Origin of the sequence: Ferdinandcohnia sp. QZ13 (assembly GCF_031324165.1) — a bacterium.
In the GTDB taxonomy this organism is placed as follows: Bacteria; Bacillota; Bacilli; order Bacillales; family Bacillaceae_L; genus Ferdinandcohnia.
In genome coordinates this window covers 906,980-929,438 of the sequence record NZ_JAVIVW010000001.1, presented here as the reverse complement: position 1 = coordinate 929,438, position 22,459 = coordinate 906,980, and the positions used below count along the sequence as shown (strand labels likewise).

General features: G+C 38.8%; 21 protein-coding genes and 1 pseudogene. 15 read left to right on the top strand and 7 right to left on the bottom strand.

Going from position 1 to position 22,459, the window contains the following annotated elements:
* Window positions 1–106: 106 nt before the first annotated feature.
* From RGU12_RS04520 to RGU12_RS04495, 6 genes are all read left to right on the top strand, one after another.
* A complete protein-coding gene (locus tag RGU12_RS04520; RefSeq protein ID WP_309534992.1) occupies window positions 107–1,135 on the top strand; it encodes a hypothetical protein in 1,029 nt (342 codons plus the stop codon).
* A gap of 135 nt (window positions 1,136–1,270) precedes the next feature.
* Window positions 1,271–1,582 (top strand): hypothetical protein, encoded by a 312-nt coding sequence (locus RGU12_RS04515; protein WP_309534991.1) that lies wholly within the window; start codon window positions 1,271–1,273, stop codon window positions 1,580–1,582.
* A 159-nt stretch (window positions 1,583–1,741) separates the two neighbouring features.
* Complete coding sequence (locus RGU12_RS04510; RefSeq protein ID WP_309534990.1) at window positions 1,742–2,308, top strand: RNA polymerase sigma factor; 567 nt, start codon at window positions 1,742–1,744, stop codon at window positions 2,306–2,308.
* Window positions 2,286–3,089, top strand: coding sequence for a hypothetical protein (locus RGU12_RS04505; RefSeq protein WP_309534989.1), 804 nt, complete (start codon window positions 2,286–2,288; stop codon window positions 3,087–3,089). The genes RGU12_RS04510 and RGU12_RS04505 overlap by 23 nt, the downstream gene beginning before the upstream one ends.
* Complete coding sequence (locus tag RGU12_RS04500) at window positions 3,073–3,945, top strand: ABC transporter ATP-binding protein (protein WP_309534988.1); 873 nt, start codon at window positions 3,073–3,075, stop codon at window positions 3,943–3,945. Before RGU12_RS04505 ends, RGU12_RS04500 begins: the two co-directional genes overlap by 17 nt.
* Window positions 3,946–5,043 carry a hypothetical protein gene (locus tag RGU12_RS04495; protein WP_309534987.1) on the top strand — a complete coding sequence of 366 codons (1,098 nt, stop codon included), beginning with the start codon at window positions 3,946–3,948 and terminating at the stop codon, window positions 5,041–5,043.
* A gap of 72 nt (window positions 5,044–5,115) precedes the next feature.
* Here RGU12_RS04495 and RGU12_RS04490 read toward each other — a convergent pair whose 3' ends face one another.
* Window positions 5,116–5,769 (bottom strand): carboxymuconolactone decarboxylase family protein, encoded by a 654-nt coding sequence (locus RGU12_RS04490; protein ID WP_309534986.1) that lies wholly within the window; start codon window positions 5,767–5,769, stop codon window positions 5,116–5,118.
* A gap of 516 nt (window positions 5,770–6,285) precedes the next feature.
* On the opposite strand from RGU12_RS04490, the gene RGU12_RS04485 reads away from it, so the two are divergent.
* From RGU12_RS04485 to RGU12_RS04475, 3 genes are all read left to right on the top strand, one after another.
* Window positions 6,286–7,851: an FAD-dependent oxidoreductase gene (locus RGU12_RS04485; protein WP_309534985.1), complete on the top strand. Its 1,566-nt coding sequence runs from the start codon at window positions 6,286–6,288 to the stop codon at window positions 7,849–7,851.
* 416 nt (window positions 7,852–8,267) lie between these two features.
* Complete coding sequence (locus RGU12_RS04480; protein ID WP_309534984.1) at window positions 8,268–9,905, top strand: S8 family peptidase; 1,638 nt, start codon at window positions 8,268–8,270, stop codon at window positions 9,903–9,905.
* Window positions 9,906–10,136: 231 nt separating this feature from the next.
* Window positions 10,137–10,337: a cold-shock protein gene (locus RGU12_RS04475; RefSeq protein WP_077617474.1), complete on the top strand. Its 201-nt coding sequence runs from the start codon at window positions 10,137–10,139 to the stop codon at window positions 10,335–10,337.
* An 86-nt stretch (window positions 10,338–10,423) separates the two neighbouring features.
* On the opposite strand, the gene RGU12_RS04470 is transcribed toward RGU12_RS04475, so the two are convergent.
* A complete protein-coding gene (locus RGU12_RS04470; protein WP_309534983.1) occupies window positions 10,424–10,708 on the bottom strand; it encodes a hypothetical protein in 285 nt (94 codons plus the stop codon).
* Between the two features lie 156 nt (window positions 10,709–10,864).
* On the opposite strand from RGU12_RS04470, the pseudogene RGU12_RS04465 reads away from it, so the two are divergent.
* Window positions 10,865–11,563: pseudogene (locus RGU12_RS04465) on the top strand (polysaccharide deacetylase family protein).
* A gap of 115 nt (window positions 11,564–11,678) precedes the next feature.
* Here the strand turns inward: RGU12_RS04465 and RGU12_RS04460 are convergent.
* Window positions 11,679–11,873: a hypothetical protein gene (locus RGU12_RS04460; protein WP_136381767.1), complete on the bottom strand. Its 195-nt coding sequence runs from the start codon at window positions 11,871–11,873 to the stop codon at window positions 11,679–11,681.
* A 201-nt stretch (window positions 11,874–12,074) separates the two neighbouring features.
* Between RGU12_RS04460 and RGU12_RS04455 the strand changes: the two genes are divergently transcribed.
* Window positions 12,075–12,245: a DUF6376 family protein gene (locus tag RGU12_RS04455; protein ID WP_309534982.1), complete on the top strand. Its 171-nt coding sequence runs from the start codon at window positions 12,075–12,077 to the stop codon at window positions 12,243–12,245.
* Between the two features lie 47 nt (window positions 12,246–12,292).
* On the top strand, window positions 12,293–12,493 hold the full coding sequence (locus RGU12_RS04450; RefSeq protein WP_309536270.1) for a DUF6376 family protein: 201 nt from the start codon (window positions 12,293–12,295) through the stop codon (window positions 12,491–12,493).
* A 43-nt stretch (window positions 12,494–12,536) separates the two neighbouring features.
* Here RGU12_RS04450 and RGU12_RS04445 read toward each other — a convergent pair whose 3' ends face one another.
* Window positions 12,537–13,988, bottom strand: coding sequence for an aldehyde dehydrogenase family protein (locus tag RGU12_RS04445; RefSeq protein WP_309536269.1), 1,452 nt, complete (start codon window positions 13,986–13,988; stop codon window positions 12,537–12,539).
* Between the two features lie 206 nt (window positions 13,989–14,194).
* On the bottom strand, window positions 14,195–15,511 hold the full coding sequence (locus RGU12_RS04440) for a short-chain fatty acid transporter (RefSeq protein WP_309534981.1): 1,317 nt from the start codon (window positions 15,509–15,511) through the stop codon (window positions 14,195–14,197).
* A gap of 198 nt (window positions 15,512–15,709) precedes the next feature.
* Between RGU12_RS04440 and RGU12_RS04435 the strand changes: the two genes are divergently transcribed.
* Window positions 15,710–17,071, top strand: a complete 1,362-nt coding sequence (locus tag RGU12_RS04435) for a cytochrome ubiquinol oxidase subunit I (RefSeq protein ID WP_309534980.1) — start codon at window positions 15,710–15,712, stop codon at window positions 17,069–17,071.
* Window positions 17,072–17,083: 12 nt separating this feature from the next.
* Window positions 17,084–18,130 carry a cytochrome d ubiquinol oxidase subunit II gene (locus RGU12_RS04430; protein WP_309534979.1) on the top strand — a complete coding sequence of 349 codons (1,047 nt, stop codon included), beginning with the start codon at window positions 17,084–17,086 and terminating at the stop codon, window positions 18,128–18,130.
* A 537-nt stretch (window positions 18,131–18,667) separates the two neighbouring features.
* On the opposite strand, the gene RGU12_RS04425 is transcribed toward RGU12_RS04430, so the two are convergent.
* Together RGU12_RS04425 and RGU12_RS04420 are read right to left on the bottom strand one after the other, a co-directional pair.
* Window positions 18,668–20,068 (bottom strand): DUF4910 domain-containing protein, encoded by a 1,401-nt coding sequence (locus RGU12_RS04425; RefSeq protein ID WP_309534978.1) that lies wholly within the window; start codon window positions 20,066–20,068, stop codon window positions 18,668–18,670.
* A 256-nt stretch (window positions 20,069–20,324) separates the two neighbouring features.
* Window positions 20,325–20,789, bottom strand: a complete 465-nt coding sequence (locus tag RGU12_RS04420) for a DUF2663 family protein (RefSeq protein ID WP_309534977.1) — start codon at window positions 20,787–20,789, stop codon at window positions 20,325–20,327.
* A gap of 346 nt (window positions 20,790–21,135) precedes the next feature.
* On the opposite strand from RGU12_RS04420, the gene RGU12_RS04415 reads away from it, so the two are divergent.
* The gene (locus RGU12_RS04415; RefSeq protein ID WP_309534976.1) at window positions 21,136–22,338 is read left to right on the top strand and encodes an iron-containing alcohol dehydrogenase; all 1,203 of its coding nucleotides are present in this window, start codon (window positions 21,136–21,138) and stop codon (window positions 22,336–22,338) included.
* Window positions 22,339–22,459: the final 121 nt, after the last annotated feature.

Here is a 22,459-nt window from a genome sequence, read left to right as displayed (position 1 = left end):
TAATGAACAGCTTTGCAGTTTATCCTTTTTATGAGTAACAAATAGAAAGGATAGTGTTCATATGGAGATTAGTACTCAAAAGGTAGATAATAATCGGGGGAAACTCATGATTAAATGGTATTCCTGGATAGGTTATGCAGCGTGTTTTTGGTCAGTTCTTTATGGAATGATGCAATTTTACTGGTTACTAGGAGGGGAAGGCTATCCCTTTCATCAGGAACCAGAAATTGGAGTCTTTTCAGCCTTATTTACTTATTTACCAATTCAAGCAGGCAGTTTGGTTTTTTTTGTTCTTTGTATTCTCGGATTAATTGTTAGTTTAGCTATGATTCGTCCATGGGGAAAATTAATCCCAAAATGGTTTATCATTATTTTTTCTTGGGCATTTGCTGTTTTCTTGCTCCTTTTTATACCTGATTTCAGATTGATTGCGTCTATTGCTTATACATTTTTGTTTATGTTTCCATTTAACTGGGAGGTGTTGAATCAAATTATTTGCATAATTGGTGCATTATTGTGGATTTTTGCAGCTGTTTCATATCAACGAAAGGTACGAAATGCTTGCATGCACTGCGGAAGGAAAGAAAGTAGTCAGCCGTTTGTTTTAATTCGGTGGGCGAAGTGGATTACAATCATAGCTGCACTTGCTCCATTGCCATATGCAGTATCAAGAATTGCCTGGGCATTAGGAATTCCTCTTGGTGTGGCTGATCAATTTTTAGAAGAAATGGTAAAAATGAACCCAATGGCTACTTTAACAGAATGGGTCTTTGCAGGGTTATGTTTTGGAGGAGGATTTTTAACATTAGGATTAATTCAAAAGTGGGGAGAAGTATTTCCACGATGGGTTCCTTTTATTGGGGGCAAGAGTGTACCGGTTCTAATGGCTGTTATTCCGGCATCTATTATGGCGATTGCTTTGACATCAGCTGGTTTTATTTTTACCTTGGGCTTTTTTGCGCTAAAGTTACAATTCGTCCCAGCTGGAGGAATCCTGTTAAGTCAACTAGGAGGGGCAATTGGACCGATGTTGACATGGATACCTTGGGGAGTAGCTCTAGGACTTGCTTCTATTTCCTACTATTATCGTCGTCGTGGTAAATGTACCTATTGCCATAGAGGTGAAAAAATGTAGACATAGGTCAGGCCTTTTTCACTTCAGGACTAAATGATAAAAATGCGGAATAGGATAATACTAAGTATTCCGAAACTTTTCTCACGCTCATTCGTACGTATTGGTATCAGCAGTTTGAGAAAGGAGGTTGAAAAAATGGTACGATACATGACATATGCGCTTATGATTACTGCCATAGAGGTAGCAGTCCTGTTTGGGATATCCCTTTACTTCGATGCAAACATGTTAACTACCATGTTTTTCGGCTCTTGTTTCTTTATCCTAGTGGCATTCCTAATGGGTTCCTCAGGCGATATTTTCACAAAAAACTCAGAGGTTGCCGTTTTTAATTCATTTCTAGGAAGCTACAAACCAAGACATGAAAAAGCAAAACTAACAATCAGTCCCTTTTTAACAGGATCCCTTCTATGTCTAGTTGCGTATTTTGTAACGGACTATTTTCTATAAAAGCTTGATAAGTTTTGGCACCTTTCCAATTGGAGAGGTGCTATTTTGCATGTATCCATTGCAACCTCCCCATTCTAAAAGGATAATTTAAGCAGAAAACTTTTAAAAAATTTAAATCCTTTTAAAAATCTTTTCGTCTTAGTTATTGAGGTGATAAAAATGCCCGAGGATCAGGAACTGATTGAGGAAATCTTGCAAGGTAGCCAAGCGGCGATGGAGGTACTAACTAGGAAGTACTACAAACCCATCTATGCGTTTGTTTATCGAAAAGTAGGAAACAAGGAAATGGCCTATGATTTGACACAGGAAATTTTTATAAAAATGATGCAGCGGATCAAGTCGTATTCAAATAAAGGAAGTTTTAAAAGTTGGCTCTATACAATCGCCGTGAATCATTGTCAGGATTACTGGAGAAGTGCCGACTACAAACAAACATCTAAGCAAACAGAGCTTCAAGAAACAATCAAGAGTGAACACAGTAATATTCCTTACATATTTGAACGAAAAGAAACAAGGGAGCAGGTGAAGGCAGCGATTAATAGTCTACCAGATATACAGCGAGAGGCTGTGATTCTGAAATACTATCATGACATGAAAATACAGGAGATCGCAGATATCACAAATGCAAATGTGTCGACTGTCAAATCAAGGCTGAAGCAAGGTCTCGGAAAAATTGCAACAGCGTTAGAAAGAGGTGAAGGATATGGAAAACAACAGACAAAATGATAAATTCGATGATGAAATCTTTGAGTTGGAACAGGAGCTAGGGATGTCACTTGATGAATTTGATGTGGAATTCCCAAGTGAATCTGAACTTATGGTGACCATTGATGCCATGAGACCTTATGTCCCTATGAAAGAAAGTAAATGGGAAACTCTTGTGGCTAGTGTATCAAATGTCATCATGCATTCAACAAGGGAAGTCTTTTATTTTTCAGCATTGTTTTGGGCTTTAAATCTTTTATTTTTAGTATTCGGTGTATTATCAGTCTTTATTTACAATATAGATCCCTATCTTATCATGTTGTATGTTGCACCACTTCCAACAATTGTCGGGGTTATAGAGGTGTTTAAAAGTAGTAATACCGAAATGGTGGAATTAGAGTTGTCATTCAAATTTAGCCTGCAGGAAATTATTTTTTCAAGGATGCTGATTGTAGGCGTTTTTAATGTCACATTAAATGTTCTTTTAACGATAAGCTTCGCAATCCTATTACCCGAGCTTATGCTTGGAAAGTTAATTCTTTATTGGACAACGCCATTAACCATCATTGCAGCCATTATGTTAGTAGTTTCCTCGAAGTACCGCAGTGCAAAAACGTTTAGCGGTGGACTTGTTCTTTGGACTGTAGCGGCCTTAGCGCTCACGCATCAAGATGTCATTGAACGAATCGAAACCATCTCGGCATTGGCTTATTTCTTGGTAACGGTTGTGGCAGTGATTTTTATCGTTGTTAAAATGATGTCTATTTATAAAAGGGGAATTTCATATGAATTTAACGATTGAAAATGTGTCTAAAGTCTTTGATGATAAAAAGGCGTTGGACTCTATAAATTTAGAATTTACAACCGGTGTGTACGGGATTTTAGGTGCGAATGGTTCAGGGAAGACGACATTGATGCGCATTCTCGCGAGTGTGATGAAACCAAGCTCCGGAAGAGTTTTACTAGATGGTGAGGACATTGCTGTAATGGACTACCGATATCGAGATGTGATCGGGTACTTGCCACAGCATGTTGGTCTGTATAAAAATTTTACGGCTGAAAAATTTCTACTTTATATTGCGACCCTGAAAGGGCTAACGAAAGAAGAGGGAAAGAGTAAGGTTGCGGAGACATTAGAGTTGGTTGGGCTAGCAAATCAAGCGAAGAAAAAAGTAGGAAAGTTTTCAGGTGGGATGAAGCGCCGTGTTGGCATCGCACAGGCTTTACTGAATGAACCGAAAATTTTAATCGTGGATGAGCCGACAGCAGGTCTTGACCCCAAAGAGAGAATCCGGTTCCGAAACCTTTTATCGCAAATCTCAACAAATCGAATTGTCTTGTTGTCCACACATATTGTGTCAGATATTGAGTTCATTGCGAAGGAAGTGCTTATTTTAAAAGCAGGGAAACTGGTTCAAAAGCAAACACCTCAAGATTTATTAAGAGGAATCGAAAACAAGGTATGGTCGGTTACTGTAAAAAATGAATCTGAAATCACGAGATTCCAATCGGTTTACAAGGTGGGCAATATTGCACGTATTGGGGACAGCTTTCAGCTTCGGATTTTGAGTGATGTCAAACCTCATCTAAGTGCTACACATGAACATCCCAATTTAGAGGATTTATATCTCTACTACTTTGATGAGGAGGTGGCATAAATGGAGTTGTTGAAATTTGAGTTATATAAAATTTTTAAGCAAAAAATGGTTTCTATTGCGTTCTTGCTATTGATCGTATTCTCGACGGGCTTTACGTATTATCCTGGTGCTCATCAAGAGAAAGAATTGTATAAACCCTGGGAAGGGACGCTTACGGAGGAAAAGGTAGAGCTTGCAGCAAAGGAAAATGATGCTTTCAATAAAAAAATGGAAGATATGGATGAATTCGCGATGTTGTCTGATGAGGAATGGACCAAGAGTGGAATATACGAAAACATCGCATGGGGTAAACAGGTAGAACGCAATGCGATGCAAAAAATAAAAGAGCTTTCTAAGGAAAGTAAATATAATACCAATCTTGAAGTAGCCATGCTAAAAGAAATTGATACAACCTATTTTGCTTATAACAAAGGACCGAAACAAATCATTGACTATGCAAGTATTTTTTCGTTAATGATAACAGGAGGTATGCTGCTAGTTGGGCTTTCTACCATTTACACACAGGAATATAGCTCTGGGGTTGATAACTACATTCTTAGCTCAAGAAATGGGAGAAGGGCGCTTTTATGGTCAAAACTAGGTGCCGCCTTAATCTACACAATTGTGGTTGTCATTGGATGGGAGATCTTCAATCTCGCGTGGAATCTTATTCAATATGGAAATGGTGGTTGGGAGACGTCACTTCAGTATTACTTTAAATACTACTTCTCACCTTATAGCTTTACGATGCTAGAATTCCATCTTCTTCAACTAAGTTTCCATTTACTTGGGGCATGTAGTTTTGCCATCATGATTGTGCTTGTATCGGCTTTATGTAAAAATGCGTTGATTTCTCTTATCATCAATGGGGCAATTTTTGCGATACCATACTTTCTAGTCGAGTTAGCTAAATTACCTGGATGGGTAGAGGATATTTTCCAATTTTCCTTCCTCTACTTTATGAATGTCGAGCCATTCTTTGATGATTTTAAAACAATCAATCTGTTTGGGTTGCCCGTTCTTTACTCAATCGTTGCGGTCGTCGCTATGATTGTCGTCATAATTGTGGTTCCTCTTCTAACATCACTAGTTGTGAAACATAAAGAAGTCACGTCTTGAACCTGATTACCTGTCCTTGGGCGGGTGATTTTTTTATAAAAAAAGCCCCAGTGTATGCTGGGGTAGGTTAACTTATTCTTCATAGCTTTGGATTAGATTGGCTAGGTGTGCATAAGCACCGCCTGCCCGAAGTGCTGCAGTGACCAGAATTGCCTCCGCAAGCTCCTCACTCGTTGCCCCTAGCTTTTCTGCATTCTTTGAATGAACATCAATGCAGTATGGACATTGAGTTGCGTGTGCAACGGCAACGCCAATAATTTCTTTAAACCTCCTACTTAATCTTCCTTCTTTTGTGGCTGTAGCACTAAATGTACCATACGCTTTGAAGCCATCTGGGGCAAACTTTCCTAATTGACCAAGATGTTTTAAATTTGATCGAGCGTAGAGAGTATCGGGAGCATCTTGACTTTTTGCGTTATGTACATGTGTACTATGGGTTACAGCTCCACCAGCTTCAATCGCAGCTACAACGAAGACGGCCTCTGTTAACTCCTCTAAGGATGCACCGGCTTTTTTCGCACCTTTTGTATGCGCATCAATACAATAAGGACACTCCGTAACATGTGCAATGGCAACCGCAATAATTTCCTTTTCTTTCTTAGATAAGGCTCCTTCTTTCATAACTGCCTCATCAAATGCATTCATCGCTTTTAATTGTTCTGGTGCAAGGTCCTTAATTTTTGTAAAGTGTTTTACATTTTCTTTCGGATAAAAGCTCGAAGCCATATGGAAACCTCCTTTTCGATTCAAGATAGTTTTACCATTCTTCTTGAATAGCATTCTGGTTGTCGTTCTTTGTATAAGGGACGGGTGATTGGTTCCGAACGGTGGCTTGTTGAACTAGGAAAGTTCTTGATAAGTCGGATGAAGACCCGAACGGAGGAGAGATGAGTCAGGAAGTGCTTTCATAAGCCGAATGAAGACCCGAACGGAGCATAGATGGGTCAGGAAGTGTTTTTATAAGCTAGATGAAGACCCGAACGGAGCATAGATGAGTCAGGAAGTGCTTTCATAAGCCGAATGAAGACCCGAACGGAGCACAGATGAGTCAGAAAGTGTTTTCATAAGCCTGATGGAGACCTGAACGAAAGCTGAATGAGTTAGAATAATCCATCATTCCACAGACCATTTTTAAATGTTCTCTTTTTTATAAGTACCTCATTCCTTCACACCCATGTATGATACCCAAATTACTGGAAAACCTAATGGCAAAATTACTTTTTTAGGAAATGAGGGTTTATTGTGGCAAATGAAAAGAAGCTTCCTGAAACACCTGAGCCATTATGGAGGGTCGATGTTGACATTCCAACTTTTCCTTCGCTTGAGGAGGATCTTGAAGTCGATGTAGTGATTGTGGGTGGGGGGATTGCCGGACTAACTTCTGCTTATGTTTTAGTAAATGAGGGATTGAAAGTTGCCGTATTGGAGGCAGACCAAATACTCAATGGTACCACTGGACACACGACTGCAAAGGTAACTGCCCAGCATGATCTCATCTATGATGAATTCATCTCGAATTTCGGGAAAAGTACTGCAAGGCTTTATTACGAAGCAAACACGGACGCCATTCAATTCATCGAAAAAACAGTAAACGAGAATCAAATTGATTGTGATTTTAGCAAGCAAGATGCCATCATCTACTCGACAACCGACGAATATGCACAAAAGCTTGAAAAAGAAGCACAAGCCTATGAAAAGATCGGAATTGATGGTGAACTTGTAGGGAGTGTACCTTTTAAAATTGAAGTGAAAAACGCACTAATCATGAAAAATCAAGCGCAGTTTCATCCGGTCAAATATTTAGCGCATCTTGTTAACATCATTAAAGAAAAAGGTGGACTCATTTTTGAACATACAGTTGCCGTGAATGTCGAAACAGGAGAAAAGCCAGTAGTACTTACTCGCAATAACAAGCGGGTTAAAGCTGGTTTCGTTCTGGCTTGTTCTCATTTCCCTTTCTATGAGGGTGCGGGTCTCTATTCTGCAAGAATGAAAGCAACACGTTCATACATAGTAGCTGTGAAAGCAAAGGAACATTATCCAGGTGGCATGTATCTTAGTGTTGATAAACCTTCACGTTCTCTTCGTTCTGCTTCAAAAAATGAGGAAGATTATATTTTAATTGCTGGGGGTAACCATCAGACTGGCGAAAGAAATGACACAATGGAAGATTACCATGCATTAGGTTCGTTTGGTGAACAGGTATTTGACTTAGAAGATATTCAATACCGCTGGTCGGCGCAAGATCTTCAAACATTGGACAAAATCCCGTATATCGGAGAAATCACAACGGGTGAACCTAATATTTTGGTTGCAACAGGGTTTCGCAAATGGGGCATGACAAATAGTACAGCAGCTGCTCTATTATTTAGAGATATCATCCTTAAAAGAAATAACCCGTATCGTGATTTGTATTCACCGGCTCGTTTCTATGCACATCCTTCTCTGAAAAATTTCTTTGTTACCAATGCGAAAGTCGTCAAGCATTTAATCCAAGGGAAGATGGAAATGCCGCAAAAAAATGTGAAGGATATTCCGAATGGGGAAGGTGCGGTCATTTCAATCGAAGGCCATCGAAAGGGAGCCTATAAAGACGAGAACGGAAAACTCTACATTGTTGACACAACATGTACCCATGTAGGCTGTGAAGTCCATTGGAACAATGGTGAAAAATCATGGGATTGCCCGTGCCATGGTTCTCGATTCTCCTATACGGGTGAAGTCCTAGAAGGTCCAGCAGAAAAGCCATTACAGCAATACGATTATACCATGCTGGATAACCTTACATCAGAGGATTCTGGGTATTAGAGCCATAGGGACCACGAGAACCGCTCCCGTGGTCTCTTTTAACGCTTAACAGCGTTGAATCCATATGAAAGACTATTATACTACCTTTTTTAGATATTTCGGCTTGTATAGAATTGTAGTGAGAATAACTTTGTGGTAACAAATAACTGAATATTACAAAACATATTGACGTCTGCGATTGAAAAATTGTAGTGTAATGGAGGGCAGAGTCCAATACACTTTTCTATCCACGAAATTCAACTAATCTCCTAAAATCAAAACTTTCCCATTATTACATAATTCACGGCAGTCAAAGTAAAAAAGCTAAAGATGTCTTTTTTACTTTTTAACTGTAGATATGATACATAGAAGGGAGCGTGCTATTTACAAATACCCTATTCATTGTTTGACCAAAACTAAAAAATGGAGGTATGTGAATGAAGAAATTAGTTAGTTTTTCGATTGTTCTTTTACTCATGCTATCGATGTTTGCAGGGGTATCCTTTGCCAATCAACCAGACAATGTTGGGAAAGGGAACCTAGATTTTGTTGAAGGTGAACTCATCGTTTCGGTTGAACCGAAACAAAAGGGTAATGCTGATCTTACGATTCAAAGTGCAGATAGTTTAAAAGGACAGGAAGACGTGCTAAAGGCGAAAGGATTTTCAATCATTGACACTCTCCACGTAGAAGATACTTCAGTCAAACCACTTCTTAGTAAAAATTTTAACAAAAAAGTCGTCGACAAAATGGGCTTGGTCTACTTAGTAAAATACTCTCCAGACAATTTCAAATCTAGCACTCTTGCGAAAAATGAATTGCGCAAAGAGCTAATGAATCTTGGTTTCAAGGTTAGATATATTTCAGAAAACTATAAGATGATGGCCATTGAAGGAACAGCGACAATTCAAGCTGTTCACCAAAATCAAAAATGGCATTACGACATGATAAAGGCGCCACAGGCTTGGACAATCACAAATGGATCTAGTGCGATTAAAGTTGCTGTATTGGATACAGGGATTGACCATAATCACCCTAGTCTAGCAAACTTTGTTAATACTAGCTTAGGCAGAAGTTTTGTAGGTGGAACGACGATGGATGTTCAAGGTCATGGCACCCATGTGGCAGGAACGATTGCGAGCTATGGCTCGGTTTCAGGAGTTATGCAAAATGCAACTCTTATCCCTGTGAAGGTTTTGGGTGATGATGGCTCTGGTTCTTTATACGGAATCACACAGGGAATTTTATATGCTGCTGATATTGATGCAGATGTTATTAATATGTCTTTAGGTGGCGGTGGGTATAACCAAAGTATGGATGAGGCAGTACAAACTGCCACTGCCCAAGGAACAATTGTGGTAGCAGCCTCTGGTAATGATGGTGCATCGAGTATTTCTTATCCAGCAGCATATAGTAGTGTAATTGCGGTTGGATCTGTAACTTCAAGCGGAACACGCTCAAGCTTTTCAAACTATGGATCTGGTCTAGAGCTAATGGCACCTGGCTCAAGTATCTATAGCACCTATCCAAATAGTCGATATGCCACTTTATCAGGAACATCGATGGCGACGCCACATGTTGCCGGCGTAGCGGGCTTAATACGAGCTGCCAATCCGAATATTTCAGTCTCACAAGCCAGACAAATTTTACGTGATACAGCCCAAGCAACTGGAAGCTTTACGCAATATGGCTATGGAATAGTCGACGCTCATGCAGCAGTTGTTGCCGCATCTGGAGGCGGTGGAACAACTCCACCACCACCAACCTCAACGGAAACAGTCACAACAGTGTCAACGAATTACAGCTACTATTATCGTGGAGAAACAGTCTATGTCACAAGCACGGTAAAAGATTCCAATGGGGCAGCAGTTGCAAATGCAACAGTTAACTTCAAAATCACACGTCCAAATGGAACAACTGTAACATCTTCCGGAACAACAAACTCATCAGGTGTTGCCACGTGGTCAATTGGAACAACTTATTCAACTGCAACGGGAACGTATCGCCTGGATGCAACCGCATCAAAAAGCGGATATTCAAGCAGCACCGCATCAACTACGTTTAGAATTTACTAAGGATAAAAGGGGCCAGAGGGACGTTCCTGTGGCTCCTTAAAATTTGGAGCCAAAAGAACCGTCACAGAAATCCAAAATTATTATTTGCTATTTACAATCATATCTGTTATTCTTAAGAAGAATTATCTTTGTTCTTTTTCAGATTAAGAATGTATTTTTGTTTTTCGTCTAAGGTATTTGAACACTGATAGTAACACATGTGTGGATCGACACACTAGGAGGCAAATTAATATGGAACAAGGTAAAGTTAAATGGTTTAATGCAGAAAAAGGTTTTGGATTCATCGAGCGTGAAGGTGGAGACGACGTATTCGTACACTTCTCAGCAATCCAAGGCGAAGGTTTCAAATCTTTAGACGAAGGTCAAAGTGTAACATTTGATGTAGAACAAGGACAACGTGGTCCTCAAGCATCTAACGTTAGAAAAGCGTAATAATAACCATTAACAACCAAGAGGTGTACCGATTTCGGTATACCTCTTTTTTGATTTTAGAAACCAAACCCCATGGTCCTATTAGCTTAATCCATTTTCCATAATTTCACTGTTTGCGCAGGTGCCATTCTAGATTCCATTGAAATGGTCAGTTCATATTTCACCCCATCAATCAGTAGTTCTGAGACCTTGTTGCTCGTTACATGGTTCACAATGGATAGGGTCTCTACTTCTTTCCCTTCCTCTGTTAGGTATTCAACAACTGCATGATGTAACTTCACAGGTTCTTTATACCATTTATACCAATCCTCTAATTCAAGTTGAATCACATTGCCCTTTTCAAAAAAAGATTTAATGAACCTCTTAAACAAGTAAAATCTCCCCATTCCAAAAACTGGTTTTCTATATGTATCTAATTTTAATATAATGGAAGTTAATAAAAATGAAAAGGGGGGCCAGAGGAACGGTTCGTGTGGTTCCATTGGGAACAACAAGAACCGTCCCTGCGGTCCAAAAGGAAGTTATATATGAAAAGAAAAATTGTGGTTCGTGGTCTCGTCATTTTGGTTTTGTTTCTGATGTTATTTGGAACATATAGGCTAATGAATTCAAGGTCGTTCCAGTTATTTGGGGGGCTTACACAGTAAGTTGAAACAGATCGAAAGGTGGTTGCCCTCACATTCGATGATGGTCCATCTGAAAATGTGAATGAAATCCTACCGGTATTGGAGAAGTATAATGTGAAGGCGACGTTCTTTTTAATTGGTCAAGATATTGAGAAATTTCCGGAAGAAGCAAAGAAAGTTGTGGAAGCAGGGCACCAGGCTGGAAATCACACGTATTCTCATAACAGAATGGTGTTCAAATCACCTTCCTATATAAAAGAAGAAATCAAAAAAACCAATCAACTTATCCGTGAGGCAGGATATGAGGGTGAGATCGACTTTCGCCCACCAAATTGCAAGAAGCTCGTCGGTTTACCTTATTACCTTCATAAACAGAATATAGATACTATCACATGGAATCTTGAGCCTGATAGCTATTTCACAACTCCTGAGGAAAAAACAAGGTATGTAAAGGAAAACGTTACACCGGGATCCATTATTTTGCTTCATCCAATGTACGATGATATTGAAAAAGTGGTAGCGGAAATTGAAGGTGTCATCCAAGTGTTAGTTGAAGAGGGATATTCGTTCGTAACCATTAATGAGCTTCAAGAGTTGTGATCAGTGTGAAAAAACGGACAAATCCAGTTGTATACAAAAAAAGAACCTATTCATACAAATGGGTTCTTTTTCCTTTTTATGTTGTAAAGTATGAGTACGGGCATCAGATTGCTTATTAAACACCCATTTTTCTGCGAGTATTGCTTGGTTTTTTCGTTTGCTGGCTTTTCATCTTTTTTGTTGAAAGGTCGGCATTCATTTTTCCTTTACCAGTAGAGGACTGATTCTTTTTATTTGCAAGCTGCTGCTTCATTGCTTCTTGCAGGCTGATTTTCTTTTTCGGTGCTTCTGGTTGATTATTCTCGGTCATAGGAATGACCTCCTTTTATAAAAATGGTGGTTAGTCCAGTATAATCTATTTTCGTTTAATAAGAAAGAAGGTACTCAATGAAACAAATCTTAATATTTTGGAAAAGGGTACCATATTTCCGATATGTGAAACCATTCACGTTTTAATCGTATAAAAGGTATGCCACAATACGGATGGGATTATTTGAAGAAGGGTTTTATAGTGTTTTCTCTACTCGGGTTACTTTTTCTTGGGGCTTGTTTCGTCCTAGAGGATGTTAATAATACAGTAACCTATGTGAATGAGGCGACAGATTATGTCAATGTGGTGAGTATCTTTATTAATGAGGCTCCAGCCCTAGCTGAACAGGCCGTTACTGATGAACAGGATTGAACCGAACTAGAGACAATGCTAACTGAAATGCAAGCTGATATGGTAGCATTCCAGCCACTAGAATAGCTGCAGACCTTCATCAACAAATCGTAGATTATAACCAACAAGCAGAAGAAGGTGTTGCTCTGTTTTTAGAAAATATCGAGAATGGACAAATTGATCCAACTCTTTTTGAAAATAGTGAAGTATTTCAAACGTTACAGAACCTAACCAATACAATTGATCAAATTAAAAATTTAGGTGAATAAAACGAGGCGCATCCTTCATAAAGGGTGCGCCTGTATGTTTACCTTAAAAGGGGTATTTCCGGTCCGTTGTTTGAACTGAAACCCATTTTGTGACGGTAAATTCATCGACCATCCAAGGATTTCCGAATCTACCTAAACCACTTGCTTTATTTCCGCCGAATGGGATGTTTGGTGCATCGTTAACTGTTTGGTCATTCAGATGCGTCATGCCACTGTCAATTTTCAAGGCTAATTCTTCTCCACGAACAAGGTCACTGGTGAAGATTGCTGAGCTAAGTCCGTATTCGGTATCATTTGCGATTTCAATGGCCTCTTCATCGCTTTCGGCCTTAATAATGGTGGCTATTGGGGCGAATAATTCAGTTTGTGCTAGTTTGCTAGAACGATCCACATCTACAAACACATATGGTGTTAAGACATTGCCGATTCGCTGCCCCTCTAAAGCTAATGTAGCTCCATCCTTTTTGGCATCTTCTATAAATGCAACCGCCTTTTCAAGCTGTCGTTCATTAATGAGTGGGCCAATAATCGTCTTCGGATCACGTTGATCCCCATAAGGAACAGCCTTGGCTCTTTCTACAAACTTTTCAACAAATTCGTCATAGACATCCTTATGGACAATCATTCGGTTGATAATCATACAAATTTGACCTTGATGTATAAACTTTCCGAAGATGGCAGCATGAACTGCTTGGTCAACATCTGCATCAGAAAGAACCACAAACGGACTGTTTCCACCCAATTCAAGGGCAACTCGCTTTAAGTGCTGTCCAGCAATTCCTCCAATATGACGACCTACTGCAGAAGATCCAGTAAAACTAATAAGCTTTGAGTGCTTGTTTGTTAGCATGGCATCCCCGATTTCATTAATATCCGTCAACAACACATTTAATACACCCTTCGGAAGACCAGCATATACAAATGCTTTGGCAATGATGGAACCACCTGAAAGACCAACCTGAATATCCGGTTTGTGTACGACACTGTTTCCAAGTGCAATAGCAGGTACAATCGACCTTAATGAAAGATTCAAAGGAAAATTAAAAGGGGAAATAGAAGAAATAACCCCTAACGGTAACCGATAGATATGGTTCATCTTTTCTGTTGAACCTGGGATTTCTTTTACCTTGTAAATTTCATCCGCATACTTAATCGATTCTTCTAGTATTTCCAACGCAAGGTGATGTTCAATATTGCTTTTTAGAATACTTCCACCTGTTTCGAGATTAAGGATTTCTACGATTTCTTCACGATTATTCTTAAGAAAATCTGCAGCCTTTTGAAGCACTTCTCTTCGTTGGTTAACAGTGGACTTAGCCCATTCTTTTTGAGCGTTGCTGGCTATTTCAAATGCCTCTTCTACCTGGTCTTTCGTTGCCAACTTGACACTTGTAATAACGGAACGATCGAAAGGATTAAGGATATTATAGGTTTCGTCACTATTTCCATCTACCCACTCGCCGTTAATATAGCTTCTACTTGTTTCGGCATTGATCAAACGATTTGTCACTTCTTTAAATTGCTGCATGTTATAACCCCTCTCCTGAAAATAATGATAACGCTTACAACTTGCTTTGAATTAAGTATATCAACTGAATAAAATAAGAAAAGCTAGTTGTTGCTCTATGTGGAACATTTTGGATTTTTCAAGAAATAACTTTAAAGAAGCTACGATAATCCACCGTAGCTTCTTGTTTTATTCTAATACACAAAATAAATCAAAATCGATGTCACAATTCCAATCCACACACTTAGTAGAATACAATACCCCATAATGTGACGGATATGAAGTCCTACAATACTTAAGATCGGTAACGCCCAGAACGGTTGGATGAGATTCGTCCATGCATCTCCCCAGCCGACAGCCATGGCAACAACCGCTGGGTCGGCACCAAGCTCAATCCCGGCAGGAACTTGAAGTGGTCCCTGAAGTGCCCATTGGCCACCGCCAGATGGTGCTAGGATGTTGACAAGTCCGGCGGTCCAGTATGTGAACACACCGAATGAATCGGCGTTCGAAATCGATGTCATACCGGTAATAATCGCATCTGCAAGCCCAGAGCTACCTAGTAGTGCAATAATTCCCGCATAGAATGGAAATTGTAGAATAATAGGGGAGATGGAGCCCGCTGCTTCTTTAAAAGCCTTTCCGTATTGTCCAAGTGAACGATGGAAAATCAAGCCCAGTGATAAGAATAGAATATTAATAAGGTTCAAGTTTAAATCCACACTTTTTGAGAACTGAAGCAATACATAAATGATTCCAACTAAACCAATTAAAATTCCCAAAACAGGTGTGTTTTCTAACCGTATGGCAGGCGAATTCTTTTCATCATTGGATACCATCTCTACCTGTGGCTGTTCTGGTTTTGCCGTATATGGGATGATATTCTTTTTCGGCGCCATGAGTAGAATAAAAATAGGAATGGTAATAAGTAGTGTAAAGAAAATGATAATCGTACCCGGGTGGAAGATCGTTTCAGAGGTTGGGATAACACCCATTACATCAGCTAGAAAGTGATTTTCTGTAGCGATTGTTAGAAGGATGGAACTGGAAAGTCCTGCAGTATAAAGTACTGTAGGTGCGTATGCACATGCGACCAACAGTGGGAAGTGGGCATTCTTATTTCTTTTTCCGACCTCACGAGCGACGATAGCACCAACAACCACCGCAAGTCCCCAGTTAATGTAATACGCGGCAGCAGAAATCAAAAACGTAAATAAATAGGCCTTTGTTGCCGTATTGGCTTTAGCTGAAATTGCCTCTAAGCCTCTTCGGACGAATGGAACCGAAGCAAGAACCATCCCTGTCATAAGCAAGAGCACCATCTGCATCGTAAAAGCTAAATAAGTCCAAAATCCATCCCCATACGACTGAAACAAATTCATCGGATCAGCAGGCGCCGTAAAAAAAGCCAAGACAAATACAAACAACGTCATCAACACAGCAATAACAAATGCATCTGGCAAATACCGCTGAATCACACGCGAAAAGCGTTCCGACACTCTGTTTAACATGTTTTCCCCTCCTTTTACTACAAAAGGTATGATGGTAAGGATTTTTATATGTCTGATTAAAATGGAGATAACCCGCTATCCGTTAAATGTTTCAAATTGTTATTAATGCATGGAATTTAAAATTGTTCCTTACATATTTTTCCTCGTTCAAGAAGAAAATACATTGGATGGAAAAATTGGGAAGGGATGTAAAGGTATATGGATGAGTTATTAATAGCACGATCCTTATTCGGTACAACAATGGCTTTTCATATCATATTTGCAACAATTGGTGTTGGGTTACCTTTTATGATTCTTACTGCGGAGCTAATATATCAGAAAACGAAGAACTATGAATATGTTGTGATGGCAAAGCGTTGGACCAAAGCTTTTGCGGTTCTACTTGGAGTTGGTATTCCGACAGGCACCATAGCAGGTGTGCAGCTGTCCTTATTATGGCCAGGTTTCATGGAAGTTGTTGGACGTGTTATGCCACTTCCTTTTCAAATTGAAATTTACGCATTCTTTGTTGAAGCTCTTTTTATGTCAATTTATGTGTATGCTGCGGAAAGAATAGCCCCATGGATGAGGATTGTCAGTTTAACTTTAGTGGCTTTAGGTGCACTTGCATCTGCAGTATTAATTACAAATGTTCATGCTTTTCAAGGAACCCCAGCAGGCTTTCGCTATGAAAACGGACAATTTGTAGATATTGATCCATGGGCTGCCTTTTTTAATCCAAGCTTTTTTGTCACTGCTTTACATGTTGCATTATCAGCCTATGTCGTCGGTGCATTTGTAGTTGGTTCTGTCTCTGCATACAAAATGTTAAGAAATAAATATGGATCAAGACTTTATTTATTCCATCAAAAAGCTTTAATGATCAGTCTTGTCATTGGCGGTATTTTTTCTTTTCTAACGGCTATTAATGGGCATGAATCAGCTCAATATTTACATAGATATCAACCTGAAAAACTTGCTGCTGCTGAAGGTTTGTTTGAAACTCAATCACATGCTCCTTTAGCAATTGGTGGTTTTACTGATAGGGAAACAGAAGAAGTGAAGTGGGCCGTAGAAATACCTTGGGCTTTAAGCTTTCTAGCTGGGAATAGCTTTGATACAGTCGTTGTCGGATTAAATGATTTTCCTGAAGAGCTATGGCCCCCATTATTTATACACACTCTTTTTAATGTCATGGTTGGAATTGGTTCTCTACTCATTCTTATTTCTTTATTTGGACTGTTATGGAAAAAACCATTAAAGAAAAAGCGATTTCCAAAAATCTATCTTTGGATCATGGTTCTTTCAGGTCCACTAGCAATTGTTGCAATAGAAAGCGGCTGGATTTTCGCTTGTACAGGCCGTCAACCATGGGTTATTTATCACGTATTAAAAACAGCTGATGCTGCAACTACTGCAACGAACTTAGGTGTTTTATCCATTTTATTCTTTAGTGTCTACCTAATTTTAGGGATATCGGTTGTTACCGTTCTTTTGTATTATTTTAAAAAGAATACAGTGTTTGATGATTTCAATAGAGCTGAAAAAAAAGGTATTCCTTTATTCGGTTCAAATTCTTAGGAGGAAGTCAACATGGCTGATGCTCTTATTGCTATTACTGTTCTGTGGGGATTTGTGTTTATCTATGCTGTCATGGCAACAATGGATTTTGGAGCAGGGTTTTGGTCGATGATTTATTTAAATCGAGACAATGTAAGTGCTACTAATATTGCAAATCGTTATTTATCCCCTACTTGGGAAGTAACAAACACATTTATCGTTGCTTTAGTAGTAGCTATATATAGCCTTTTCCCAAATGCAACCTATACGTTAGGAACAATTCTTCTACTACCAGGAAGTATGATTTTACTCTTATTGGCACTTAGGAGTGCTTTTTTGGTATTTTCGAATATTGCTACGGAGTACCGAAAACCCTTAACTTATATCTCAGGGATTACTGGTATTATAATACCCGGTATATTAATTAGCGTCCTACCTATTACTCATGGACATTACATTGATTATGAGAATGGTACGGCTAATTTAAACTTGCAAACCCTTTTTACAAGCCCCAATGAATATGCTTTTATAGGATTTGCGATTACCAGTACATTGTTCTTATCCTCCTTATTATTAGCTGATTATTCGAAGGTATCAAAGGAAATGGATGCATATAAAGTGTACCTAAGAGATGGACAAATATTAGGACCTTTATCCTTAGTCATGGCCTTCTTTATTATGTTCACGTTAAAAGATGAGGCACCCTGGTTATATACTCGGATGATTGAGGACCTACCTTTACTATTTTTATCAGTAGGATTATTTTTAATAGGAGGATTAGGGTTATTTCTTCCATCTTTTTTCGAAAAAGGAGTACGAGGGATGCCAAGAATATCTGTAATAGCGATAACCATTCAATATTTGGTTGCTAGTTACGTTTATGGTAAAGCACACTTGCCATATATCATCTATCCGGATATTACGATTGAATCAGCTTTTACCGATCCAAATTCTTTCCGAGCTGTTTTTACAACATATATTATTGGATTCGCCATTCTATTTCCTGGATTCATCTATTTCTGGACCATATTTATGAAAGATAAAAAGTACTTACAACAAGCTAAAGATGCAGAAAAATAACCAAAGGGATGGTTCTTCCGGTCCTTGGAACCACAAGAACAGTCCCCTTGTATGAATCAAGTGTGGGGCAGGCACCTTTTTGAGATAAGAGACCTTATTACGACCATAAAATATAAGGTGCACGAATTAATTGAACTATGGACTCCCTACATGCAAGTTGAGGGGGAGAGGGAGAATATCCTACTTATGAAAGTGCGCGTTTACACGTCCTGGGGTTATGAAACGTTATCCGCCATTCATTATTAGGGGATAGAGACTTCATTCAATTTAAAAAAATGGCGTAACAACAGAGATGCTGAAATATCATTCACTAATTAGCAGGAGTCGTAAAAAAGGCCAAGGGAACGCAAAGAAAGTCATCAACACAGAAATAGCGAATGCATCAGGCAAATACCGCTGAATCAAACTCGAAAAGCGTTCTGACACTCTGTTTAACATGTTTTACCTTCCTTTTTACTACTAAAGGTATGAGGAGGATGGTTAATTGTTTCCTAACAAGCAGGGCAAATGACCCTGCTCGTTGTTTATGGAGTTATCTTATTTTAAAGGTTGCTCATGATATAACTCAGGGTCTGCTTTTACTTTAGGTCCTTTTTTAGGTTTTGGTCCCATATTGTCAAAACGAGCTTGATCATAGATGGCAGAACCTACGATTTCAGCAACATCTTGGAGTTTTTCTTTACTAATTTTGTCTAGTGAGTCTTCTGGTGTATGATACCAAGGCTCAGATGGACTATGAATGAATAAGGCAGCTGGGATTCCAGCTTCTGCAAATGGAACATGGTCACTTCTACCACCCGCATAAAATGGAGTAGGCTCCCCATTCAGTCTTGTACTTGATGCTTGGGCAAGCTCAGTAACTAGATTTGGTTGACCATCAAGTGTTGCCATTGTTAAATTACCTGCATCACGACTTCCTACCATATCTAAATTAAAATTTGCAATAATACGGTTGAGGTCGTCTTCTGGTAAGCTTGCTACATAATGTGCAGAACCAATTAGCCCAAGTTCCTCGGCACCAAACGTGATGAAACGAATTTCTGTATCTGTAGGAATATCTTTAAATACACGGGCTAACTCAAGTGTCATAGCTGTGCCCGATGCATCGTCATTTGCTCCAGGTGCACCCGCCACGGAATCATGGTGCGCCCCAACAACAATTACATCATTTGTATCTTTTTTCTTATTTGTTGGCTTCTTTGTTGCTATTACATTGTGAGAAATGCTTTCACCTGCTCTTGCACCTTCAACCTGAAGGGAGGTATGAAGAACCTCTCCACTTACCATTGCCTCATAAAGGGCATCACCTTCTGCTTTTGTTAAAGCAACAGCTGGCACATACTTATCATTCGCTTCTCCAAGAGTCCCATTTAAAGCCCCTGAAGTATTGTTGAAAATAATGACGCCTAAAGCTCCTTTTTCAGCAGCATTCAACACTTTCTCTGCAAACGAGATCTCGCCACGCTTAATAAGAGCAATTTTTCCAGTAAGGTCAGTGTTTTGAAGTTCTGCAACTGTTCCTAATCCTGCATAGACAAGTTCTCCTGATACATCCCCGTTGACTGTGTATGTGAAGGAACTTGGGTGGAGGGAACCATCATAGCCATTTACCGAAAGTTCGATTGAACTTGGAGGTGTATAGCCATAGAAAGTAAACGGTTGAATTTCAGTTTCATATCCGTAGGATTCGAATTGTTCTTTTATGTATTGAACAGCGTTGTGTTCTGCTTCCGTCCCTGCGACACGTGGTGTTTCTGAAAGGTGAGCAATATTGTTATAAATATTGTTCACATTAAGTTGATTAATCACCTTGTGATCAAAGAACTTCTCCTTCTGAGATTGTGTCACTTCGATTGGTTTTGCGAATACTGCAGGTGTTGCAATGGCCCCAAATGCGAGAGTTGTGGTAAGTCCAAATGATATAACTAGTTTTTTCATAAAATGCCTCCTCTTACTAGATTCATAGTACACGATAAAGTTTATATCATTTAGAAAATTCTGATAAGAGAACTTGTCCTTAGATAAACTTAGGTCGAAACTCATATTTCCAATGAATAACGATACAACCGGGACGTTTCTCCTGGTAGGAAAATGCTTCCCAAATCAAAGAGGATAAAATGAGGTGTGTGTATAAACCACAAAAGGCTGCCTCCCCAATGTGCTAAAGCGTGGGGAAGGCAGCCTTTCTTATCATCTATTTTGTTTTATGATTTATTTTTATATCATGTTTTTTCACATATTCATAGATTTCTTTATTTGTTTGATCATCATATTTTTTTACCCATTCTTTATTAGATAAATCAACAATTTCATTTCGTAGGGAGTGATATTCATCTTTCGCTTTTTCTTTTAAATCAAAGGTGAATTTTGAAGTGAAGTATAACACTGCCCCAAAAAATACGTCCCTAGCTATATTTTTATTAGAAAACAGCATATCGAAAAATGCAGTATTTCCAAACGCAAATGGGGTGTATACGAAATACTTAATAATGGTGTAGAAGGCATATCCAATTAACGTATATAAGAAAAATCGATGCATGGATTTTTTTCGATTATGCTTTTCGTTAAAATCAAGTAATCGGTCCAGTGAATCTCCATCAGCCCTTGATATACTAGTTCCTTCCTGATGCCAAGGTGCTGAAAAACTATTATCTGACATTGTACTCCCCCTTCCATAAAACTATTCGTTTGGTACAGTTTATTTTTAGTTCAGTAGGAATATGACAAGCTTCCAGCGAAATGATTGTATAAGAAGGATTTTTTATGCGAATATGGAAATTAACTACCAAACATAAAAATTGTCGAAGTGAAACATATGCCATATGTTGCATGTAAAGAAAGTGGGAATGACCATGACGGTGTAAAATACGTAATCACAGAGATGTCTCAAAACCAAAACTAGGAGTCTTTTAATAATTGTTGTTGAATAAAATGATTAATAGGTGAAACGTGAAAGGAAAAATGGACGCTACCCATTTTAAGTAAACAAACCAGGGAGGGAAAGCATGAATTCAATATCAAGTGTCTATATGCCTAAAGCTATTTTTTATGGGTATGATTCTTTTAAACAATTAGGAGTTGAATCAAGGAAGCTAGGTACTAGAGCTCTTATCATCAGTGACAAGGTTATGGAGGATCTGGGTTATGTTGATCACTGCAAAATGATGTTAAATGAAGAAGGGATTCTTTGTTCAACCTATTTAGGAATTGATTCCGAACCGACTGATCTATTTGTAGATGAAGCCCTTGAGATATGTAAACAAAATAAATGTAACATCATTATTGCAATAGGTGGAGGGAGTTGTATTGACACTGGAAAAGCGGTTGCGGTATTGGCTACGAATGGTGGAGAAATCAGTGACTTTATGGGCAACAAAAAAATGGCTGATAAAAAGGCGATTCCTCTAATTGCCATTCCCACCACTGCAGGTACTGGCTCAGAAGCAACGGATGTTACAGTCATAACAAATACACGTAATGATGTAAAAATGATGATTAAACAAGCGATGTTTTTACCAGAAGTCGCAATTGTTGATCCTACACTCACACTTTCTTCTCCTACACATATCACTTCAGCAACTGGGGTGGATGCCCTAACGCACGCCATTGAAGCATACATTTCAAGACGTTCACATCCATTTACAGACACCCTTGCTTTATCCGCAATAAAATTAATATACGAAAATATTGAAGAAGTATATAAGAATGGGAATAATATAGGCGCAAGAGAAAAAATGTCATTAGGCGCCTTAAAGGCAGGTATTGCATTTTCTAATGCATCTGTTTGTTTGGTTCATGGGATGTCTAGACCGATAGGAGCCATATTTCATGTCCCGCATGGAGTTTCAAATGCCATGCTGCTACCGGCCATTTTGGAATATAGTAAATCAGCTTGCATTAATAGGTTAGCTGCTATCGGACGGTTTATTAAACCAGAGCTAAGCAATTATACAGATGAGGAAATAGCTAATTATGTAGTACAAGAAATAAAGAAACTTTGTCTAAATTTGAATATCCCTAATATGAAGGAGTGGGGAATCAAAAAACATGAATTAGACAAAGTAGTAGGAAAAATGGCGAAAGATGCTCTTGCAAGTGGGAGCCCTTCGAACAATCCAAGAATCCCTTCTGAAGAAGAAATTATTGAATTATACCAACTTTGTTTTGATTATGATATGAGTGAAGGTATAAATGAATCAATAAAGTAATATTAAAAAACTAGTTCGCTTACTGAACTAGTTTTTTTATTTCATATCACTACCACAATATTACTTTCTTAGGTGAAAAGAAGGATTTTTCGACAGGGTAATGGAAACTATTTACTAAAGG